This window comes from Ruegeria sp. AM2, from assembly GCF_056540685.1.
In genome coordinates, this window is the sequence record NZ_JBQFXE010000008.1 from 48,440 (window position 1) to 64,892 (window position 16,453).

The 16,453-nt window shown below is 58.7% G+C and carries 21 protein-coding genes; 10 read left to right on the plus strand and 11 right to left on the minus strand.

Going from position 1 to position 16,453, the window contains the following annotated elements; genetic code table 11:
- The first annotated feature begins 136 nt into the window (after nucleotides 1-136).
- Together ACR0CR_RS14610 and ACR0CR_RS14615 are read left to right on the plus strand one after the other, a co-directional pair.
- The gene (locus tag ACR0CR_RS14610; protein WP_480600263.1) at nucleotides 137-2,164 is read left to right on the plus strand and encodes an FAD-dependent oxidoreductase; all 2,028 of its coding nucleotides are present in this window, start codon (nucleotides 137-139) and stop codon (nucleotides 2,162-2,164) included.
- Between the two features lie 102 nt (nucleotides 2,165-2,266).
- Nucleotides 2,267-3,541 carry an MFS transporter gene (locus ACR0CR_RS14615; RefSeq protein ID WP_480600265.1) on the plus strand — a complete coding sequence of 425 codons (1,275 nt, stop codon included), beginning with the start codon at nucleotides 2,267-2,269 and terminating at the stop codon, nucleotides 3,539-3,541.
- A 33-nt stretch (nucleotides 3,542-3,574) separates the two neighbouring features.
- Here ACR0CR_RS14615 and ACR0CR_RS14620 read toward each other — a convergent pair whose 3' ends face one another.
- Nucleotides 3,575-4,015 carry a DUF4399 domain-containing protein gene (locus ACR0CR_RS14620; protein ID WP_480600267.1) on the minus strand — a complete coding sequence of 147 codons (441 nt, stop codon included), beginning with the start codon at nucleotides 4,013-4,015 and terminating at the stop codon, nucleotides 3,575-3,577.
- A 229-nt stretch (nucleotides 4,016-4,244) separates the two neighbouring features.
- Here ACR0CR_RS14620 and ACR0CR_RS14625 point away from each other — a divergent pair, with 229 nt between their 5' ends.
- A complete protein-coding gene (locus ACR0CR_RS14625) occupies nucleotides 4,245-5,150 on the plus strand; it encodes a LysR family transcriptional regulator (protein WP_480600268.1) in 906 nt (301 codons plus the stop codon).
- A gap of 173 nt (nucleotides 5,151-5,323) precedes the next feature.
- Here ACR0CR_RS14625 and ACR0CR_RS14630 read toward each other — a convergent pair whose 3' ends face one another.
- The 4 genes from ACR0CR_RS14630 to ACR0CR_RS14645 are packed head-to-tail and all read right to left on the minus strand — an operon-like array spanning nucleotide 5,324 to nucleotide 8,235.
- Complete coding sequence (locus ACR0CR_RS14630; RefSeq protein WP_480600270.1) at nucleotides 5,324-6,199, minus strand: OmpA family protein; 876 nt, start codon at nucleotides 6,197-6,199, stop codon at nucleotides 5,324-5,326.
- 23 nt (nucleotides 6,200-6,222) lie between these two features.
- Nucleotides 6,223-6,795 carry a peroxidase-related enzyme gene (locus ACR0CR_RS14635; protein WP_480600272.1) on the minus strand — a complete coding sequence of 191 codons (573 nt, stop codon included), beginning with the start codon at nucleotides 6,793-6,795 and terminating at the stop codon, nucleotides 6,223-6,225.
- Between the two features lie 10 nt (nucleotides 6,796-6,805).
- Nucleotides 6,806-7,516 (minus strand): GNAT family N-acetyltransferase, encoded by a 711-nt coding sequence (locus ACR0CR_RS14640; RefSeq protein ID WP_480600274.1) that lies wholly within the window; start codon nucleotides 7,514-7,516, stop codon nucleotides 6,806-6,808.
- Nucleotides 7,513-8,235 carry a competence/damage-inducible protein A gene (locus ACR0CR_RS14645; protein WP_480600276.1) on the minus strand — a complete coding sequence of 241 codons (723 nt, stop codon included), beginning with the start codon at nucleotides 8,233-8,235 and terminating at the stop codon, nucleotides 7,513-7,515. Before ACR0CR_RS14645 ends, ACR0CR_RS14640 begins: the two co-directional genes overlap by 4 nt.
- Nucleotides 8,236-8,286: 51 nt before the next feature.
- Between ACR0CR_RS14645 and sfsA the strand changes: the two genes are divergently transcribed.
- The 3 genes from sfsA to map all read left to right on the plus strand — a co-directional run bounded on the left by sfsA (nucleotide 8,287) and on the right by map (nucleotide 10,706).
- Complete coding sequence (gene sfsA, locus ACR0CR_RS14650) at nucleotides 8,287-8,988, plus strand: DNA/RNA nuclease SfsA (RefSeq protein WP_480600278.1); 702 nt, start codon at nucleotides 8,287-8,289, stop codon at nucleotides 8,986-8,988.
- Nucleotides 8,989-9,109: 121 nt separating this feature from the next.
- Nucleotides 9,110-9,637 (plus strand): GNAT family N-acetyltransferase, encoded by a 528-nt coding sequence (locus ACR0CR_RS14655; protein WP_480600280.1) that lies wholly within the window; start codon nucleotides 9,110-9,112, stop codon nucleotides 9,635-9,637.
- 256 nt (nucleotides 9,638-9,893) lie between these two features.
- Nucleotides 9,894-10,706, plus strand: a complete 813-nt coding sequence (map, locus tag ACR0CR_RS14660; RefSeq protein WP_480600283.1) for a type I methionyl aminopeptidase — start codon at nucleotides 9,894-9,896, stop codon at nucleotides 10,704-10,706.
- Here the strand turns inward: map and ACR0CR_RS14665 are convergent.
- Genes ACR0CR_RS14665 through ACR0CR_RS14680 form a run of 4 tightly spaced genes read right to left on the minus strand, consistent with a single transcriptional unit; the run spans nucleotide 10,694 to nucleotide 13,294 of the window.
- On the minus strand, nucleotides 10,694-10,873 hold the full coding sequence (locus tag ACR0CR_RS14665) for a hypothetical protein (RefSeq protein ID WP_480600285.1): 180 nt from the start codon (nucleotides 10,871-10,873) through the stop codon (nucleotides 10,694-10,696). The genes map and ACR0CR_RS14665 overlap by 13 nt on opposite strands.
- A gap of 24 nt (nucleotides 10,874-10,897) precedes the next feature.
- On the minus strand, nucleotides 10,898-11,533 hold the full coding sequence (locus ACR0CR_RS14670) for an HAD family hydrolase (protein WP_480600287.1): 636 nt from the start codon (nucleotides 11,531-11,533) through the stop codon (nucleotides 10,898-10,900).
- Complete coding sequence (rsmD, locus tag ACR0CR_RS14675) at nucleotides 11,526-12,086, minus strand: 16S rRNA (guanine(966)-N(2))-methyltransferase RsmD (RefSeq protein ID WP_480600289.1); 561 nt, start codon at nucleotides 12,084-12,086, stop codon at nucleotides 11,526-11,528. Before rsmD ends, ACR0CR_RS14670 begins: the two co-directional genes overlap by 8 nt.
- Complete coding sequence (locus ACR0CR_RS14680; protein ID WP_480600291.1) at nucleotides 12,083-13,294, minus strand: NAD(P)/FAD-dependent oxidoreductase; 1,212 nt, start codon at nucleotides 13,292-13,294, stop codon at nucleotides 12,083-12,085. The genes rsmD and ACR0CR_RS14680 overlap by 4 nt, the downstream gene beginning before the upstream one ends.
- Nucleotides 13,295-13,393: 99 nt before the next feature.
- Here ACR0CR_RS14680 and ACR0CR_RS14685 point away from each other — a divergent pair, with 99 nt between their 5' ends.
- The 4 genes from ACR0CR_RS14685 to ACR0CR_RS14700 all read left to right on the plus strand — a co-directional run bounded on the left by ACR0CR_RS14685 (nucleotide 13,394) and on the right by ACR0CR_RS14700 (nucleotide 14,949).
- Nucleotides 13,394-13,879, plus strand: a complete 486-nt coding sequence (locus tag ACR0CR_RS14685) for a redoxin family protein (RefSeq protein ID WP_480600294.1) — start codon at nucleotides 13,394-13,396, stop codon at nucleotides 13,877-13,879.
- A gap of 101 nt (nucleotides 13,880-13,980) precedes the next feature.
- Nucleotides 13,981-14,226, plus strand: coding sequence for a glycine zipper 2TM domain-containing protein (locus ACR0CR_RS14690; protein ID WP_480600297.1), 246 nt, complete (start codon nucleotides 13,981-13,983; stop codon nucleotides 14,224-14,226).
- Nucleotides 14,227-14,237: 11 nt separating this feature from the next.
- Nucleotides 14,238-14,585, plus strand: coding sequence for an EF-hand domain-containing protein (locus ACR0CR_RS14695; RefSeq protein WP_480600300.1), 348 nt, complete (start codon nucleotides 14,238-14,240; stop codon nucleotides 14,583-14,585).
- Between the two features lie 52 nt (nucleotides 14,586-14,637).
- A complete protein-coding gene (locus ACR0CR_RS14700; RefSeq protein WP_480600302.1) occupies nucleotides 14,638-14,949 on the plus strand; it encodes a hypothetical protein in 312 nt (103 codons plus the stop codon).
- Here ACR0CR_RS14700 and ACR0CR_RS14705 read toward each other — a convergent pair.
- Together ACR0CR_RS14705 and ACR0CR_RS14710 are read right to left on the minus strand one after the other, a co-directional pair.
- On the minus strand, nucleotides 14,946-15,239 hold the full coding sequence (locus ACR0CR_RS14705; RefSeq protein WP_170657309.1) for a 4a-hydroxytetrahydrobiopterin dehydratase: 294 nt from the start codon (nucleotides 15,237-15,239) through the stop codon (nucleotides 14,946-14,948). The genes ACR0CR_RS14700 and ACR0CR_RS14705 overlap by 4 nt on opposite strands.
- Complete coding sequence (locus ACR0CR_RS14710; RefSeq protein ID WP_480600304.1) at nucleotides 15,236-16,423, minus strand: GNAT family N-acetyltransferase; 1,188 nt, start codon at nucleotides 16,421-16,423, stop codon at nucleotides 15,236-15,238. The genes ACR0CR_RS14705 and ACR0CR_RS14710 overlap by 4 nt, the downstream gene beginning before the upstream one ends.
- Nucleotides 16,424-16,453 lie beyond the last annotated feature (30 nt).

The following is a 16,453-nucleotide window of genomic DNA, read 5'->3' on the forward strand; positions in this document are numbered from 1 at the left end:
CGCGGCCTCTTTTTTTGTCACGTCTTGTCTGTATCAACTGCTGCAAGTACAGCAAAGGCTGTGACGTTAGGTTTCGCGTGACAAAGTTGACGTGAACGTCAATCTGTCGCTGAAAATTCGGGAGGGAGAGTTTGCCATGACTGCGTACCCAAACATGCTGGCCCCGCTGGATCTGGGCTTTACCAAATTAAAGAACCGTATCCTGATGGGATCGATGCACACCGGTCTGGAAGAGACCCATGACTGGAACCGCGTGGCCGAGTTCTATGCCGACCGCGCGCGCGGCGGTGTGGCGCTGATGGTCACCGGCGGCATTGGCCCGAACCTCGAAGGCTCGGTCCTGCCCGGTGCGGCGATGATGACCACCGAGGAAGACGTCTCCAACCATTCCATCGTCACCGACCGCGTGCACGAGGCGGGTGGCAAGATCGCCATGCAGATCCTGCATGCAGGCCGTTATGCCTATGGCCCCAAATGCGTTGCCCCCAGCCCGGTGAAAGCGCCAATCTCGCCCTTCCAGCCGAATGAACTGGATGAAGAAGGTATCGAGAAGCAGATCAGCGATATCGTCAATGCCTCGGTGCTGGCCCAGAAGGCAGGTTATGACGGCGTCGAGATCATGGGGTCCGAAGGGTATTTCATCAACCAGTTCCTGGTGACCCATACCAACAAACGCACCGACCGGTGGGGCGGGTCCTATGAGAACCGGATGCGCCTGCCGATCGAGATCGTCCGCCGCACGCGTGAGGCTGTAGGCACCGATTTCATCATCATCTACCGTCTGTCGATGATCGACCTGGTGCCCAATGGCTCGACCCATGACGAAGTCGTGCAACTGGCGCAGGAGATCGAGAAAGCCGGGGCGACGATCATCAACACCGGCATCGGCTGGCACGAGGCGCGGATTCCAACAATTGCCACCAGCGTGCCACGCGCGGCTTTTGCTTGGGTGACGAAAAAGCTGATGGGCAAGGTGGGCATCCCGTTGATCACCTCGAACCGGATAAACACGCCCGAAGTGGCCGAAGAGGTTCTTTCGACTGGCTGCGCCGACATGGTGTCGTTGGCGCGCCCGATGCTGGCGGATGCGGATTTCGTAAACAAAGCCATTGCGGGCCAGTCCGAACAGATCGCGCCTTGCATCGCCTGCAACCAGGCCTGTCTGGACCATACGTTCAGCGGCAAGCTGACATCGTGCCTTGTGAACCCGCGCGCCTGTCACGAGACCGAGCTGGTGATCGAACCGGCCAAGACCCCAAAAACCGTCGCCATTGTCGGCGCAGGCCCCGCCGGTTTGTCGACCGCAATGACAGCCGCCCAGCGCGGCCATGACGTAACCCTGTTCGACCGCGCGCCCGAGATCGGCGGGCAGCTGAACATGGCCAAACAGGTTCCGGGCAAAGAAGAGTTCTGGGGCCTGGTCGACTGGTTCCGTACGATGATTGCCGATCTGGGTGTGAAGGTGGAGCTGAACCGTGAAATCACTGCCGACGATCTGACCGGCTTTGACGAGGTGGTGATTGCCACCGGCGTCACCCCTCGCGACCCGCAGATACCCGGACAGGATCGCGACAACGTCATCGACTATATCGACGTGCTGCGCCACAAGGCCGAGGTCGGCAAATCCGTCGCCGTGATCGGCGCGGGCGGCATCGGTTTTGACGTGTCCGAGTTCCTGCTGGAAGAGGGCCACAGCATCACCACCGATCTGCCCGCCTGGATGAAGGAATGGGGTGTCACTGATCCTGCAGAACACCGTGCCGGTCTGGCCCCTGAGGGCCCACAACCCGCGGCACCTGCGCGCCAAGTCACCTTGTTGCAGCGCAAGAAACAGGCGCACGGCAAAGGGCTTGGCAAGACAACAGGCTGGATTCACCGCGCAACGCTGAAGATGAAGGACGTCAATTTCGTCGGCGGTGTGAATTATGAACGCATCGACGATGACGGATTGCATGTCAGCTTTGGCGAGGAACGCGCCGATCCGACCGTGATCGCTGCGGATACGATTGTTCTGTGCTCGGGCCAGCTGTCTGAGCGCAGCCTGGCGGATGCTTTGATCGAGCGCGGAGTCACTCCGCACGTGATCGGCGGCGCAGACGTGGCGGCGGAACTGGATGCCAAACGCGCGATCAATCAGGGTACGCGACTGGCCGCGACGTTCTGAACACACTGGCGCGGCTCAGGCCGGGCCAGAGGCTTGCCTAAGCCCTGTGCATATCGTGAAATCGCGTGACCGCCCCAAGGGCGGCAGCAACCGCGCGAGAGCATGACCCAACAGCGGCCAGACACCGATCACAGAAACATCCCGCTGATGACAGGTCAGGGGGCGCTTTCGGTCATGGCATGGTCGATGGCCAGCCCGCCGATTGTTTTGACCTTTCTGGCCGTGTCGATGGAACTGCCGATCTTTCTGGCCGGAATGCTCGTGTCGATCCGCCACGCGGCCGGAACACTGGCCGATCTGTTCGCGCCCAGCGCGGTTTCGCGACTTCCGCAAAAACGCTCGGCCCTGGCCCGGTTGGATCTGGCCATCGCATTGTGTTTTCTGACCGTGATCCTGTCGGTTCTTTTTGCCGGGCAATCCGCCGTCGTTTGGGCCTTTGTCATTGGCATCTTTGTGATCGGATTTCTGGAAGAAATCAAAAGCCTGATGATCCTGGAGTTCATGGGCGACAATTTCCGATCCGAAGACCGGATGCGTGTCAGCTATTGGCAAAAGGGGATCGGAGGTGCGGCGACGATTGCCGTCGTGCTGCTTTTGCATCAATTGTCGAAAGAAGCCCCCGCCCTGACGCGCCACAGTCTGGTCGTGAGTTTCGGAGCCTTGTGTTTTGTGCTGTCAGCCGGTCTTGTGGTGTCACTTCACGAAAAGGCGAAAACCGCTGGCGACACTGCGAACCGGCCAAAATCAACGGTCGCGTTTTGGCGAAATGCCGGCACGCTGCTGCGTGAAAACTGGTTTAAGAAATACATCGTGATCCGATTGTCCTTTGTGCTGGCTGGCCTGTCTGTTCCCTTCTTTGCCCTGATCGCCGCCGAATCGCATCACAGCTCCGCAGGTGGTCTGACGGCTTTGGTCGCATCCTCGGCGGCAGCGCTGTTGGTTGCCGCGCCGATGTGGCGCGCGTTGAACAGTTATTCCACCCGAATGGTCATGATATCCGGCGCAACCATGGTTGCCGTCTCGGGGTTTGGCCTGATCTATCTGCACGCAAAGGGCTTGGACCATACCGTTCACCTGCACGCGCTGTCACTGTTCATGGCCACCATTGCAACAACCGGGTTGGGCAGCGCGCGAACCCTGTATTTCATGGACATCGCCCCACCCGATCAAAGGATCACCGCGCAGGCGGTGTCGAAGACGATCATTCGCATCGCTATTATTACCTTTTCGGCCATCCTGGCGGCGGTCGCTCATACATTTGGCGTGACCTCTTCGGTCATTGTGATCTCGGTCGGCAGTTTGCTGGCTGTCCTGGTGATCCTGACGCTTGTCGAAAATCCTGGACCGCCAAAGAAGCAGCCAAAAACGCAACACTGAAGCTGGCGTTGGTCACTGGAGTCTGAGTTCCGCTTATTCCACCGTGATCGTAATCACCTCGGAAACGATCGGGTCGGCATGCGGGACGTGGCCTGCGTCACCCAGCACCAGTTGCAAGGTGTGTTCACCCGGAGTCATGTCCAGCGTGACCTCTGTCTGACCGCCGCCAAAGTGAATGTGATTGTCATCGGCTGGCAGACCATAGACGAGTTCGTCCGCGCCGTCTTCGCCCTGCCCCAGTGGCGGACGGTCAATCAGCAAGTGGTGATGGCCGGTGTTTTCCTTTTCAGTGCCCGCCGGTGCCACGCCCATTCCGCTTAGGCCAAAGACGATCGTTACCGGGGATGTGACGGTGTCACCGTCAGACAGATTCACGAAATAGACCTTCGCATCGGGATTCGACGGCGTTGTGCCTCCGGCGAGTGCAAGGCTCGCGGAAAGGAACAATGCGACAGTGGCTATAATGGCTTTCATGATCTCCTCCGTGGTCACAAATTTGCCATTCTCATGGTAGCACGTAATGGAAAAAATCGAGAAAACCCATCAATCACAGGGATTGCCGTTTGCGTCAGGCTGACTGTTTCCTCGTTTCCCAGACGCAAACGATCCGAATTGAAACCGTGATATTATCCCATATCTGCCCCGTTCTCGCCCAGATTGATCGCGATAGTGAGACAACGAACAGAACACCTGGGGTACGAGAATGGACCGATTGACCGAAATGGAGGCCTTTTCCAACGTGGTGGACCAAGGTGGGTTCACTGACGCGGCCAAAAAAATGGGTATCTCCAAATCGGCTGTATCCAAGCACGTGTCGAGCCTTGAGGCCCGGCTGGGCGCGCGACTGCTGAACCGGACGACGCGCCGAGTGTCGCCCACCGAGATTGGATTGGCTTATTACGACCGCGCGAGACGCGTTCTGAATGACGCAGGCGAAGCGGATGCGCTTGTCACATCCATGCAATCTGCCCCTTCTGGTCTGCTGCGGATCAGTGTGGCGACGGATTTCGGCGTCAATCATCTGTCCCCGGTCTTGTCCCGCTTTTTGTCGGCCTATCCCGAGATCACGGTGAACATGGTTTTGAATAACCGTTTCGTTGAGTTGATTTCAGAAGGATTCGATGTCGCGATCCGTATTGGCGAGCTGGAAGACAGCACTCTGCGCGCGCGCAAACTGACCGAAACCGTCAAGCGTATGGTTGCGGCACCCAGCTATGTGCAGCAATTCGGCAAGCCACAGAAAATCGACGACCTGAATGAACATAAGCTGCTGCATTACTCCAGCCAGTCTTCCGGCAATGTCTGGAAACTTACCGCGCCCTCAGGCGAAAAACGCCAGGTGCGGACCGCTGGCTGGCTGAGCGTCAATGACGGGCAGTCGCTGCTGAACGCGGCCATTTCCGGGTTGGGGATCGCGTATTTGCCCAGCTATCTTTACGCCGACGCGCTCAAGTCGGGCGAGGTTGTCGACGCCATGCCGTCGCTGCCCGACGAAATTCAGGGCATCTACGCGGTGTATCCTCCGGGCCGGTTCACCCAGCCCAAGGTGCGCGCGTTCATCGATTTCCTGATTGAGTCCTATGCCGAAAAAGGCCCGATGGATTGGTAGAATTCTCCCTGCGGTAACTGGCAGGCCCGTGCTGAATGGCACGGGCCTTTTTTTGCCCGATAGTCCGAATTTTCGAGCAACCAAAATCATCGCTTGATTTGAAGGGCTTACCGATAGCTGACCTTTCGAAAGGGCACATCGACAGAGCGGGCTGCCCCCTTGTCCGTTGGAGGTCAGTTGACCAGCAACACGGCCTCGACCCGACGGTTCAACTCGCGCCCCTCGGGCGTGGCGTTCGAAGTGATCGGGGCGAGGTAACCTGCGCCTTGCGCCTCGACCCTGTCGGGTGCTACGCCATGCGCATCTATCAGGCGGGTGCGCACGGCCTCGGCCCGCTTCATGCTGACGTCGATATTTGCCTGCAGCGCGCCGGTATCATCCGTGTGTCCGACCAGTGCTAAACGGGTCTCGGGGTTGTCCGACAAATAGCCCGCAATCAGGTTCAGCGAGGCGAAGGGACCTGCGCCCAACGTGGTCTCACCTGTGTGGAAATGCAGATCATCCAGGATCACATGCCCGTCGGCGCGAAGATCGGCAATCAGGCCGCCCGAGCCGTCCACTGTTTCTTCGATCACCAGCGGCGGCGCAGGCGGCGCATCGACCGGTGTCACGCGGATCATCTGGACATACCCTTCGGGCTCATTCCGGCTGACCAGCAGGCTCAGCACATCATCTCCACGGCTGGCGGACAGGAACCTGTAGTCATGGATGGCGACATACATGTCGGGCGTCGGAACAACCTCGGTGCCAAAGCGGAAATCGAAACCGCCGCATGTCTGCGCTTCGCATTCAAAGGTGACGTCAAAACCCTGCGCCTGCAACTGATCCCTGAGCGGTGCCAGTATCTGCAACGTCGTGCTGGACCCGGCTTGCAACCGCCATGTCAGGCGTTCGACACGCCCCTCAACGGTCCGGTAAGGGACCTGCCCGTCCGCAAAAACTCCGGTCGGCAGGTTGTAACTGTCCAATGCGCTGGTGCGATCTGACACCTGACGCGCGCCCGTCGGGAGGCTCAGATCCTGCGCCAATATCGGCGCGGGCAGCAGCATTAAACAAAGGAGGCCGTATCTGATCATCGAAACTGTGCGTGGTACTCGGGGTTTGGCGCCATGGCCGTCGCGCTGGCCACGCGGTTGGTCATGTTGAAAAAGCCGGTCACATTGGCGATGTCCCAGATGTCCCGGTCCGAAAACCCCACGTCGCGCAAGTGCTGGCGGTCCGGCTCCTCGATCGTTGCACTCGCCGTTGTCATCTTGGCCGCAAAGTCGAGCATAGCGCGCTGGCGGTCGTCCACCGGGGCCACGCGATAATTCATCACCAGCATCTCGCCCAGTTGCGGATCGCCGGACAATTGCCGCACCGCCGCGCCATGTGCCACAAGGCAGTAAAAGCATTTGTTGATCGATGAAACGACGACCGCGATCATCTCGCGTTCCAGCTTGGTTAGACCGCTGTCGCCCAGCATCAGGTCGTTATACATCGCCGTGAACGTGTTCAGCTTTTCGACATCGAAGGCGTAGGCCCGCAAGACGTTTGGCACCATGCCCAGCTTTTCGACGCAGATGTCGAAATACTTCTGCGTTTCAGGCGGCAGAGGGTCCGCCATCGGCAGATCAAGGGCGGTGGGCAGGTCTTGTTTGGTCACTTGGGTCTCCTCAGACGCGCTGTCGATAGTGGTATTCGCCCACGACTTCCATGCCAAGCGAGTGATAAAGCGCGTTCGCCCCCGCATTCGCCTTGGTGCAGATCACGCTAAGGGTCTGCGCGCCATTGTCCAGCGCCCAAAAGGCCGCGGCGCGCATGGCCCATTGCCCCAACCCCTTGCGTCGATGGTCCGGCGCGATTTCCAGCGCATGGACCATGGCTACGCCATCATGAACGGCAACAAAACCGCTGCCCGCCGGTTGGTCCTGATGGCGGATCAGCAATCCCGTCTTTGGGCCTGCGGCACGCTCCATCACCGCCAGACGGGCGGGGCCGATCCCGCCCTGCGCCCAGATTTCTCGCATGATGGACAGCGGTTCCCAGACGTTGAACACTGTCACGCGCGGTAGGGGAATGTCAGCGAGCTGTTTGGACGGGCAGGTGTAGATATTGACCGGGTCCAGAACCTGGTAACCGCGCGCCGCTAGCTGAGTGTCCAAACCGTCATCTCCGGGCCAGAGGCAAAAGAGGCGTTTCTGACCCATGGTCCGCATAGCCATTTCGGCTGCGTCTAAATCAGCCTCGGTTGCCGCGCCCCGCGCGCTGGCCGCGGACACACGCGATCCGCCGCCCTGACCTTGGCGCATTTGAAACGGGCCCAGCCGCTTATACTGCGCAGCGGGCCATGTGCCGTCCACGATGGCGGGCCAGTTTGTGGTCACAGATCAAGCTCTTTCGCCAACCGAGTTGTGGCCGCGTCGATCCGCCCCCCGTCCGTGCCTCGCACCACGACATTGGCACCGAAGACACCGTTGATCTGGTACGGATAACAGCCGATGGACAGGTCGTCGAAATCCTCGGCCAGAGCGGACAAGGTCGCCGCGATGTCGCCCTCGCCCCGGTTCACGCGCAGGGTTTGCGACAACAGCGGACTGCCGCCGGTCAAACCTGGCAGAACGCTCGCGACCATCGCCTGAAATACCGACGGCACTCCGGCCATTACATGCACGTTCTCGATAATAAAGCCCGGCGCTGTCGAGACAGGATTGTCGATCAACGCGGCCCCATCCGGAATGCGCGCCATGCGCAGGCGGGCAGCATTCAACTCCAGCCCAGAATTGTCATAATGCGCCTCAAGCAGCGCGCGCGCATCGTCACGCACGTCGATGGCGGCACCAAAGGCCCGCGCAATGCAATCGGCGGTGATGTCATCATGGGTCGGGCCGATGCCGCCGCTGGTAAAGACGTGATCATGCGCCTCAGACAGGGCCTTGACGGCGGCTTCGATCGCCGCAGCATCATCACTGACAATCCGAACCTCTTTCAGGTCGATACCCTGTTTGGTCAGTTCCTGCGCCAGATAGTGCATATTGGCGTCGCGCGTACGGCCCGACAGGATCTCATCCCCGATCACCAGCATTGCGGCGGTTGGATTGGCCATGGCACGTGCCCCCTCTTGATCGACCCTTAGGGCAGGTATAGGCCGTCACCCATGCGATTTGAAACCCCCCTTGTCCCCGCCCGCCTGATCCGTCGCTACAAACGCTTTCTGGCCGATTGCACGTTGGAGGACGGGCGCGAAGTGACCGCCCATTGCGCCAATCCAGGCTCAATGTTGGGTCTGGCCGAGCCAGGTGAGAAAATCTGGCTGGAGCCCAATGACGATCCGAAGAAAAAACTGAAATACGGCTGGCGGCTGGTCGATCATGAAAACGGGCACTTCACAGGCGTCGACACATCCGTACCGAACAAGGCCCTGCGGGCCGCACTTGAAGCCCGCGAAATCCCTGAACTTTCCGCCTATGAATCCGTCAGGCCCGAAGTGAAATATGGTGAAAACAGCCGTATCGATTTCCTGCTGACCCAACCCGGCCTGCCGGATGCTTATGTTGAAGTCAAAAGTGTTACCCTGTCTCGCCAACCGGGTCTGGCCGAGTTCCCCGACAGCGTGACTGCGCGCGGGACCAAGCATTTAGGGGAACTTACGTCTATGGCAGCTGCGGGGCACCGAGCGATATTGCTTTATCTTGTGCAACGCACGGACTGTGACCGGTTCGCGCTGGCGTCCGATATCGACCCGGCCTATGCCACCGCCTTTGCGGACGCTCAAGCGCAGGGCGTAGAACGGTTGATTTGCGGTACGCGTATATCACCGGTCGGAGTATCTGTGGATTCCAGTTACACGTTTTGTTGACGGCGATTGCGCAGAATTCCGATCCGGCCTGCACCAACGACATGCAGCCCAACGCCTATCGAAATCTCTCCAAAGACGCTAAGTTGAGACGTGCATTCGCGAAATCTGGCCGGGGCTTACTATGGACGAGATAAAGATCGAAACCTGTGCGCAGCTTCCAAAGCGGGAAGAGATCAACGGGATATTGTCGCAATACTATGAGCTCATCGTGCGCAGGATGCAGGGTATGGGTTTTGATATTGATCCAGCCGCACCCCAGAGCGCGCTGGCCGAATTTTGGGCCAATTCCAGCGACTATCTGCCTCCAAACGGGTGTATCGTCGTGGCCCGAAACGGCATGGGTGACATCGTGGGATGCGGGATGCTGAAACGGCTTGATCAACACACCGGTGAATTGAAACGTGTTTTCGTAGTCGAAGGCGCAAGGGGGACGGGCACTGGGCGCGCTCTGATCAAAGCCCGCGAACACACCGCACGAGAGATGGGACTGACAAGATTGGTGGCGGATACGCTTACACCCAACGTGGAAATGCGTGACCTCTATCCAAAGCTTGGGTTTGTCGAGGTGGATGAACCAATTGAAACAACGACGTACAAAGATCAGCCGATGCTGCGTCCGCATTTACACTATTTTGTAAAAGAGCTCTGACATGGCGCGCTGCCCGAGATGATTTGATTAAGCGTGAAAAATGGTTGCCAAGCGTTCTTTTGCGCGTCGCATGTGATCTATAGAAAATTGTAAATTCAATACTATCTGCTGTTTTGGAACCAGAACAGGGCTTTCTTAGGCCTTCTAATCGTTGGCAATGGACGCAACGATCTGGCTGCGTCCCTGCACCCTCTGGTACTTTCTGCGCAAGCAGCGTAAAAGGCATGCTGCGCGAAACATTTGGAGCCTAGCATCGATGAAAGAGCATCGTGGCCGTCTGACAAAGGACGGTATCCGCATCTATGAACAAGGGGACTTTGCCGGCATGCACGCGGCAGGTGCCTTGTCCGCGCGGATTCTGGACAACATCGCAGACCATGTGTTCCCCGGCCAAACCACCGGTGAGCTTGACCGTCTGATCACCCAAATGGTCGAGGAAGCGGGCGCCACGTCTGCCACCGTCGGCTACAAGGGCTATCAGCACGCTAGCTGCATCAGCGTGAACCATGTGGTCTGCCACGGCATTCCCGGCGACAAGAAGCTGAAGGATGGGGATATCCTGAACATCGACGTCACCGTTATTGTCGATGGCTGGTTCGGCGACACGTCACGTATGTATGTGGCAGGCAAGCTGCCGCGTAAGGCTGAACGTTTGATTCAAGTGACCCATGATGCCCTGTTCAAAGGGATCGAGATGGTCAAGCCTGGCAACACGTTCGGCGATATCGGCCACGCGATTCAAGCCTATGTCGAAGCGCACCGGATGAGCGTTGTACGCGATTTCTGCGGGCACGGGCTGGGCCGCGTGTTCCACGCGCCCCCAAACGTTCTGCATTACGGCCGTCCGGGTACGGGGGCGGTGCTGGAAGAAGGCATGTTCTTTACCATCGAACCGATGGTCAATCTGGGACGGCCCGAGACCAAGACACTGGCCGATGACTGGACCGCCGTGACCCGCGACAAATCGCTGTCGGCGCAGTTTGAACACTCGGTGGGTGTGACGTCGGATGGGGTCGAGATTTTTACCCTGTCACCGGGCGGAAAGTTCCACCCGACCTACTCCTCCTGATCAGCGGCCTGATCGCGCAACAGCTTCAGCAGCAAGGTCTCATCGCGCCATGGGATGGCAACGTCATTGATGAACACTGGCGCGCGCAAGGGTTTGCGGTCCGGGCCTGTCGAGGCTTCGGTGTTCTGAGAAAGGGGCCAGATCGGGGCGGTGAGTGCGCGGTCCATGGGCGAGAATCTAGCACGGTCTGGTCAAATTCCCAAAAGGTCCGGCACGTCGGCCATGTCGCGAAATAGTTCCGCACCCAGATCAGCCAGTTGCTCGCCGCCACCTTCTGGCGCGTAAGCCAAGCACCGAAAACCAGCACGCATCGCCGCAGTCACCCCACTGGCGCTGTCTTCAATGACGACCGGACGGGTTGCGTTGAACCGAGTCGCGGCGGTTTGAAACATGGTCGGGTCAGGCTTGGCCGTGCCCAGCACATGGGCCGAGAACATCGCGTCACCGAAACGATCCCAAAGCCCGTTTTGCCCCAGAGTGATCTGCATCTTCTGAAGGCTGCCATTTGAGGCGACGCAAAATGGAACAGATTTCGCGTCCAGTGTGGCAAGCAAATCGGGGATGCCGGGGATCAGGGGGACGCCTTGACGCAGCCGCGCGTACATCTTGGTGTAAATCTGATCGACCCAATCATCAGGAAGATCCGCACCCATCTCGCGCGCTTTGCCGTGCACGCCGCGCATTGTACCGCCGACGAACAGATCAAAACTCTGCTCAATGGTCAGGCTTAGCCCATAGGTCGCAAGGTTGTCGATCAAAACCTGATTGGTCAGCGGCTCGCTGTCGACCAGAACACCGTCGCAGTCAAAAATCACCAGATCATGCATTCGGATCGTCCTTCCACATCAAGGTGATATGTGTATCGCCGTATTTGCGGCTATCCTGAGGGGTGAAACCAACAGGTCCCTGCATCGGAGCGTTTTCTTCCCAGACAACCAGCGCGCCGTCAGCCAACCATCCCTGTGACAGCACAGCGATGGCTTTTTGCCCCAGAGATTTGCCGTAGGGCGGATCGAGGAAAATCAGGTCGTAGGGCGCATCCGGGTTTTCCCCCAGCCGCGTTGCATCGCGCCGGATCAGAGTGCTGCGATCGGTGCTGCGGGTCAGGTCGATATTCTTGCGGATCAGACCCTGCGCCACGCGCCCGTCATCCACGAAAGTCACGTGGGCCGCACCGCGTGATAAAGCCTCGAGCCCCAGCGCGCCGGTGCCTGCAAACAGGTCCAGTACGCGCAGCCCGTCAAAATCGATCTGATGAGTCAGCACATTGAACAGGCTTTCGCGGACGCGATCAGTGGTGGGACGCAGATGCGCGCCTGCATCACCTTTGCCGACCGAGGCCAAGGCGCGGCCCCGGAACTCTCCGGCAATGATCCTCACGCCTTGAGCAGCGGTTTGAGGTCCGCGTCTGGGTCTGCGACAACCGCAGGATCAGCCGTTTTCCCGGCGTCGATCAGGCGTTTGCCAACCATGTATGCTCGGGGGTCATTCATCGCATCGACCGCGATCAGCTGGTCGCCCTTGTAGTACCAGAAGGACACCGCTGCGCCCTCACCCTTGCGGGTCACGACGCGGTCATATCCGGTGTTCAGGCCGGCTATCTGCAGCTTGACGTCATACTGATCGGACCAGAACCAAGGCGTCGCGGTGTAATCTTTGGCCGCACCCAGTATGTTCTGGGCCACAATCTCGGCCTGATCGATCGCATTTGGAACGCTTTCCAGACGAATGCGCCCCTCGCCATGTGGAAAGGACGCACAATCGCCCGCCGCCCAGATCGACGGGTCCGAAGTGCGCCCATGCGCGTCGGTTTTGATACCATTGTCCAATTCCAGCACGGCCAATTCGGCCAGCTGAGTCGACGGGGCGATGCCGACACCGACCACGACAAAGTCGACTTCAATCTCAGTTCCATCGGTCAAGACAGCACCTGTGACCTTGCCGTCTTGGCCCAGTAGGCGATCCAGCCCGACGCCTTCGCGGATGTCAGCGCCATACTGCGAGTGTAACGCGCGAAAGTAATCGCTGGTCTCTTTCGCAGCCACACGCTGCAGAATACGATCGGCCATCTCAACCAGAGTCACTTTGACCCCACGCTTGGCGCAAACAGCCGCGGCCTCAAGCCCGATATAGCCGCCACCCACGATCAAAGCCCGCGCGCCATCGGTCACCCGAGGTTCCATCTCGTCGATATGGGCCAAATCGCGCACCACGTGGACGCCTTGAAGGTCTCCGCCAATCGCGGCGGGAAGGCGGCGCGGGTCAGACCCGGTGGTCAAGGCCAGCTCGTCATAGGCAATCAGCTCATCGCCCAGCGCCACGGTCTTGGCCTTCGGATCGATCCCGGTCACACGCTGACCCAAACGCAAGGTGATGTTGTTCTCGGTGTAGAAGCTTTCGGGTCGTAAGAACAGCCGCTCGACTTCCATTTCCCCCAGCAGGTAAGCCTTGGACAAGGGCGGACGCTGATAGGGCAGATGCGGCTCAGCCCCGATCAGGGTAATGTCGCCCGCAAACCCGTCTTTGCGCAGCCGCGCCACAAGCGATGCACCAGCCTGCCCGGCACCGATCACGACAATATGGCTCATGTTTTGCCCACCCTGCAGAATTCCCGTGGTCACTTTGTCCCAAACACCTATATTGCGGCAAAGCCCGACTCTGCAAATCCAAACGACAGGAGCAAAAAAATGATTTCAACAGGGGATACATTGCCCGAAGCCACACTGATCCAAATGGGGACTGACGGGCCCGAGGAGGTTCGGATTTCGGACAAGACCAAAGGCCGCAAGGTCGTGATTTTCGCTGTACCGGGTGCGTTCACCGGCACCTGCACGACAGCGCATGTTCCCAGCTTCATGCGCACCAAGGATCAATTTACCGCCAAGGGCGTAGACGAGATTATCTGCGTATCTGTCAACGATCCATTTGTGATGGGCGCATGGGGCGAATCCACGGGCGCAACCGCTGCTGGATTGACCATGCTGTCTGATGCTGCTTCGGAATTTACCAAGGCCATCGGCATGGATTTCGACGCACCGCCCGTGGGTCTGATCGCCCGGTCCAAGCGCTATGCGATGCTGGTCGAGGACGGCAAGGTCGTGGCGCTGAATCTCGAAGAGAATCCCGGCATGTGCGAGATGTCCGCCGGTGAAGGGCTGCTGGAAACGATCTAGAAAATGGCGGCCCCGGTTCACACGGGGCCGCTCGTTCGATTTAACTTGATGCATTACCCTGAACCGCCAATATTTGAGACATATTTTCAGGGAGTTCGTTTATGCGACTAAAAGCTATTACTTTCGCCTTAGGCACGGCAGGCGCGCTGGCCGCTTGTGGCCCGGCCCCGACACCACAGCAACAAGCCGCACGCCAGCACGAGATTGCGTGCATGACTGGTACACTGGGTGGTGCACTGATCGGCGGCGCGATCGGCAATCAATTTGGCGGTGGATCGGGTAAAACGATCCTGACAGCGGCAGGCGCTGCCGCTGGTGGTTTTGAAGGCAATCGGTACGCATGCTGAGGAGAACAACCATGACACGTATGTTTTTGTCGGCAGCCGCCGTTTTTCTGGCCAGCGCCGCACAAGCTGAAACTGTTGCAGAGCTTCATGAACAGGAGTTGCGCAACATAGATGCCAATAATGACGGGTTCCTGTCCAAGGACGAATTCGACGCCTTTTCCGACTATGCGTTTCAGGAAATGGATGACGACAAGAACGGCACTCTGGGTCTGGAGGAGGCCAAGCCGTTTCTGGACATAAAACAGTTTCAGAACGTTGACCGCGACAACAATAACCTTATTTCCCGAGCAGAGTATGATGCGCAGATGAACGCGGATTTCTCGTCGGCGGATCAGGACGGGAACGGACAGCTGGATTGAGCCGGTGTGGCTCTGTCAAAAACAGCAGCAGGCCGTTGGACAGGAGCTTGGAATGAACAAATGGTTGGGCTTGGGCGTTCTGACACTGTTGGCCGCCTGCGATGTGCCTGAGGCCCCGGTCGTGACCGGGCCCGACGGTATCGCGCGTATTGAGATCAATACCAGCGGTCTGACCTGCTATCGGAATCGGTGTCTGGACATTAATCCGGCGGCGCGCACGGTACGGTCGATCGGCAGCCGCACCATTCGAATACCGGGCAATATCAGTGTCAGCGATGGCACCGTCACACCCGATGAGTTTCAACAGATGGGCACCGCCGCCTTATTGGCCGGTGGCGTAGGATCACAAGGCGACCGGGGCTAGGCCAGTTTGTCCATCTTGCGGGCAAGCTTGGCATCGAGTGCCGACAATCCGCCCACGTCATGGGTGGACAGCACCACCTCGACCGTGCGGTAGACATTGGACCACTCGGGGTGGTGGTTCCACTTTTCGGCAAAGATCGCGACCTGGGTCATCCATCCGAAGGCCTGGACAAAATCCTTGAAGATGAACGTCTTGGTGATAGCGTCCCGGTCTTCGACCATGGTCCAGCCGTTCTGAAACAGCGGGTCCAAAAGCGGGCCGCGGGTCTCGGTCGACAATAGTTCGGTCATTGCTGCTCCTCCGGGTTCGATTTTCTGAACGGTCCGTAATCCGTCAGAATCTCGATCTCTTCTCCCACCGCGCGCGCCTCGGCGTCCAGATATTTTCGGATCGCATCCGCAAAACCCGGATCGCCAACCCAGTGCAGGCTGTGCGTGCGGGTCGGCAAATAGCCACGTGCCAGCTTGTGTTCGCCTTGCGCGCCAGCCTCGACCCGCGCCAACCCGTGCGCGATGGCAAAGTCGATCGCCCTATAGTAGCACAGTTCGAAATGAAGGCATGGATGATGCTCAACACATCCCCAGTAGCGGCCAAAAAGCGTTTCGCGTCCGATGAAATTCAGCGCGCCGGCAATCGGGTATCCGTTTCGTTCCGCCAAGACCAATGCCATGTCATTGGCCATGGTGTCCTGCGCGATATCAAAGAATTGACGCGTCAGATACGGCGAGCCCCATTTGCGCGCGCCGGTGTCCTGATAAAACTGCCAGAACGCGTCCCAGTGCTCGGGTCTCAGTTCATCGCCGGTTAGCGCAATAATGTCGCCGCCAAAGTCGCAGGCCTGCGCACGCTCTTTGCGGATGTTCTTGCGTTTGCGTGACGACAGCGCAGCAAGGAATGCGTCGAAATCGGGATAGTCATCGTTAAGCCAATGAAATTGCTGCGAGTGGCGGACCAAAAGCCCCATTTGCTCACCAGCCAACGCTTCGTCTTCGGTGCAGAACGTCGCGTGGATCGAGGATACGCGATTGTCTGCCGCAAGCTGCACCGCCCCTTGCACAAGGGCAGACAAGCCAACCGTTTCATATCCGGGCCGCGTCAGGAAACGTCGACCGGTGGCTGGGGTGAACGGCACTGCGATCTGCAGTTTGGGATAATACCGACCGCCCGCGTTTTCATAGGCATGGGCCCAGTTGTGATCGAAGATGTATTCGCCCTGAGAGTGCGACTTGGCATACATAGGGGCGGCGGCGATCAACATACCATCGAGATATGCAGTCAGATATTGTGGCTGCCATCCCGTCCCTCGCCCAACCGAGCCGCTCTCTTCAAGCGCCAGAAGGAATCGGTGCGTGGTGAAAGGATCAAGTGGACGGCTACCGTCTGCTGCTTCTGGACAGGCACAACCATCCCAGTCGGCTGCCGAAATCTGCGACAGCGATCCCAGAACCTGAACTTCGATCTGCGCCTGATCCATGTGCCCTCCGCGTCTGGTCTTTATCTGTGA

Excerpts from the sequence above, each read along its gene's own strand:
- ACR0CR_RS14610 (WP_480600263.1), top strand. The coding sequence starts at position 137 with ATGACTGCGTACCCAAACATGCTGGCCCCGCTGGATCTGGGCTTTACC.
- ACR0CR_RS14615 (WP_480600265.1), top strand. The coding sequence starts at position 2,267 with ATGACCCAACAGCGGCCAGACACCGATCACAGAAACATCCCGCTGATG.
- ACR0CR_RS14620 (WP_480600267.1), bottom strand. The coding sequence starts at position 4,015 with ATGAAAGCCATTATAGCCACTGTCGCATTGTTCCTTTCCGCGAGCCTT.
- ACR0CR_RS14625 (WP_480600268.1), top strand. The coding sequence starts at position 4,245 with ATGGACCGATTGACCGAAATGGAGGCCTTTTCCAACGTGGTGGACCAA.
- ACR0CR_RS14630 (WP_480600270.1), bottom strand. The coding sequence starts at position 6,199 with ATGCTGCTGCCCGCGCCGATATTGGCGCAGGATCTGAGCCTCCCGACG.
- ACR0CR_RS14645 (WP_480600276.1), bottom strand. The coding sequence starts at position 8,235 with ATGGCCAATCCAACCGCCGCAATGCTGGTGATCGGGGATGAGATCCTG.
- sfsA (WP_480600278.1), top strand. The coding sequence starts at position 8,287 with ATGCGATTTGAAACCCCCCTTGTCCCCGCCCGCCTGATCCGTCGCTAC.
- ACR0CR_RS14655 (WP_480600280.1), top strand. The coding sequence starts at position 9,110 with ATGGACGAGATAAAGATCGAAACCTGTGCGCAGCTTCCAAAGCGGGAA.
- map (WP_480600283.1), top strand. The coding sequence starts at position 9,894 with ATGAAAGAGCATCGTGGCCGTCTGACAAAGGACGGTATCCGCATCTAT.
- ACR0CR_RS14665 (WP_480600285.1), bottom strand. The coding sequence starts at position 10,873 with ATGGACCGCGCACTCACCGCCCCGATCTGGCCCCTTTCTCAGAACACC.
- ACR0CR_RS14670 (WP_480600287.1), bottom strand. The coding sequence starts at position 11,533 with ATGCATGATCTGGTGATTTTTGACTGCGACGGTGTTCTGGTCGACAGC.
- ACR0CR_RS14680 (WP_480600291.1), bottom strand. The coding sequence starts at position 13,294 with ATGAGCCATATTGTCGTGATCGGTGCCGGGCAGGCTGGTGCATCGCTT.
- ACR0CR_RS14685 (WP_480600294.1), top strand. The coding sequence starts at position 13,394 with ATGATTTCAACAGGGGATACATTGCCCGAAGCCACACTGATCCAAATG.
- ACR0CR_RS14690 (WP_480600297.1), top strand. The coding sequence starts at position 13,981 with ATGCGACTAAAAGCTATTACTTTCGCCTTAGGCACGGCAGGCGCGCTG.
- ACR0CR_RS14695 (WP_480600300.1), top strand. The coding sequence starts at position 14,238 with ATGACACGTATGTTTTTGTCGGCAGCCGCCGTTTTTCTGGCCAGCGCC.
- ACR0CR_RS14700 (WP_480600302.1), top strand. The coding sequence starts at position 14,638 with ATGAACAAATGGTTGGGCTTGGGCGTTCTGACACTGTTGGCCGCCTGC.
- ACR0CR_RS14705 (WP_170657309.1), bottom strand. The coding sequence starts at position 15,239 with ATGACCGAACTATTGTCGACCGAGACCCGCGGCCCGCTTTTGGACCCG.
- ACR0CR_RS14710 (WP_480600304.1), bottom strand. The coding sequence starts at position 16,423 with ATGGATCAGGCGCAGATCGAAGTTCAGGTTCTGGGATCGCTGTCGCAG.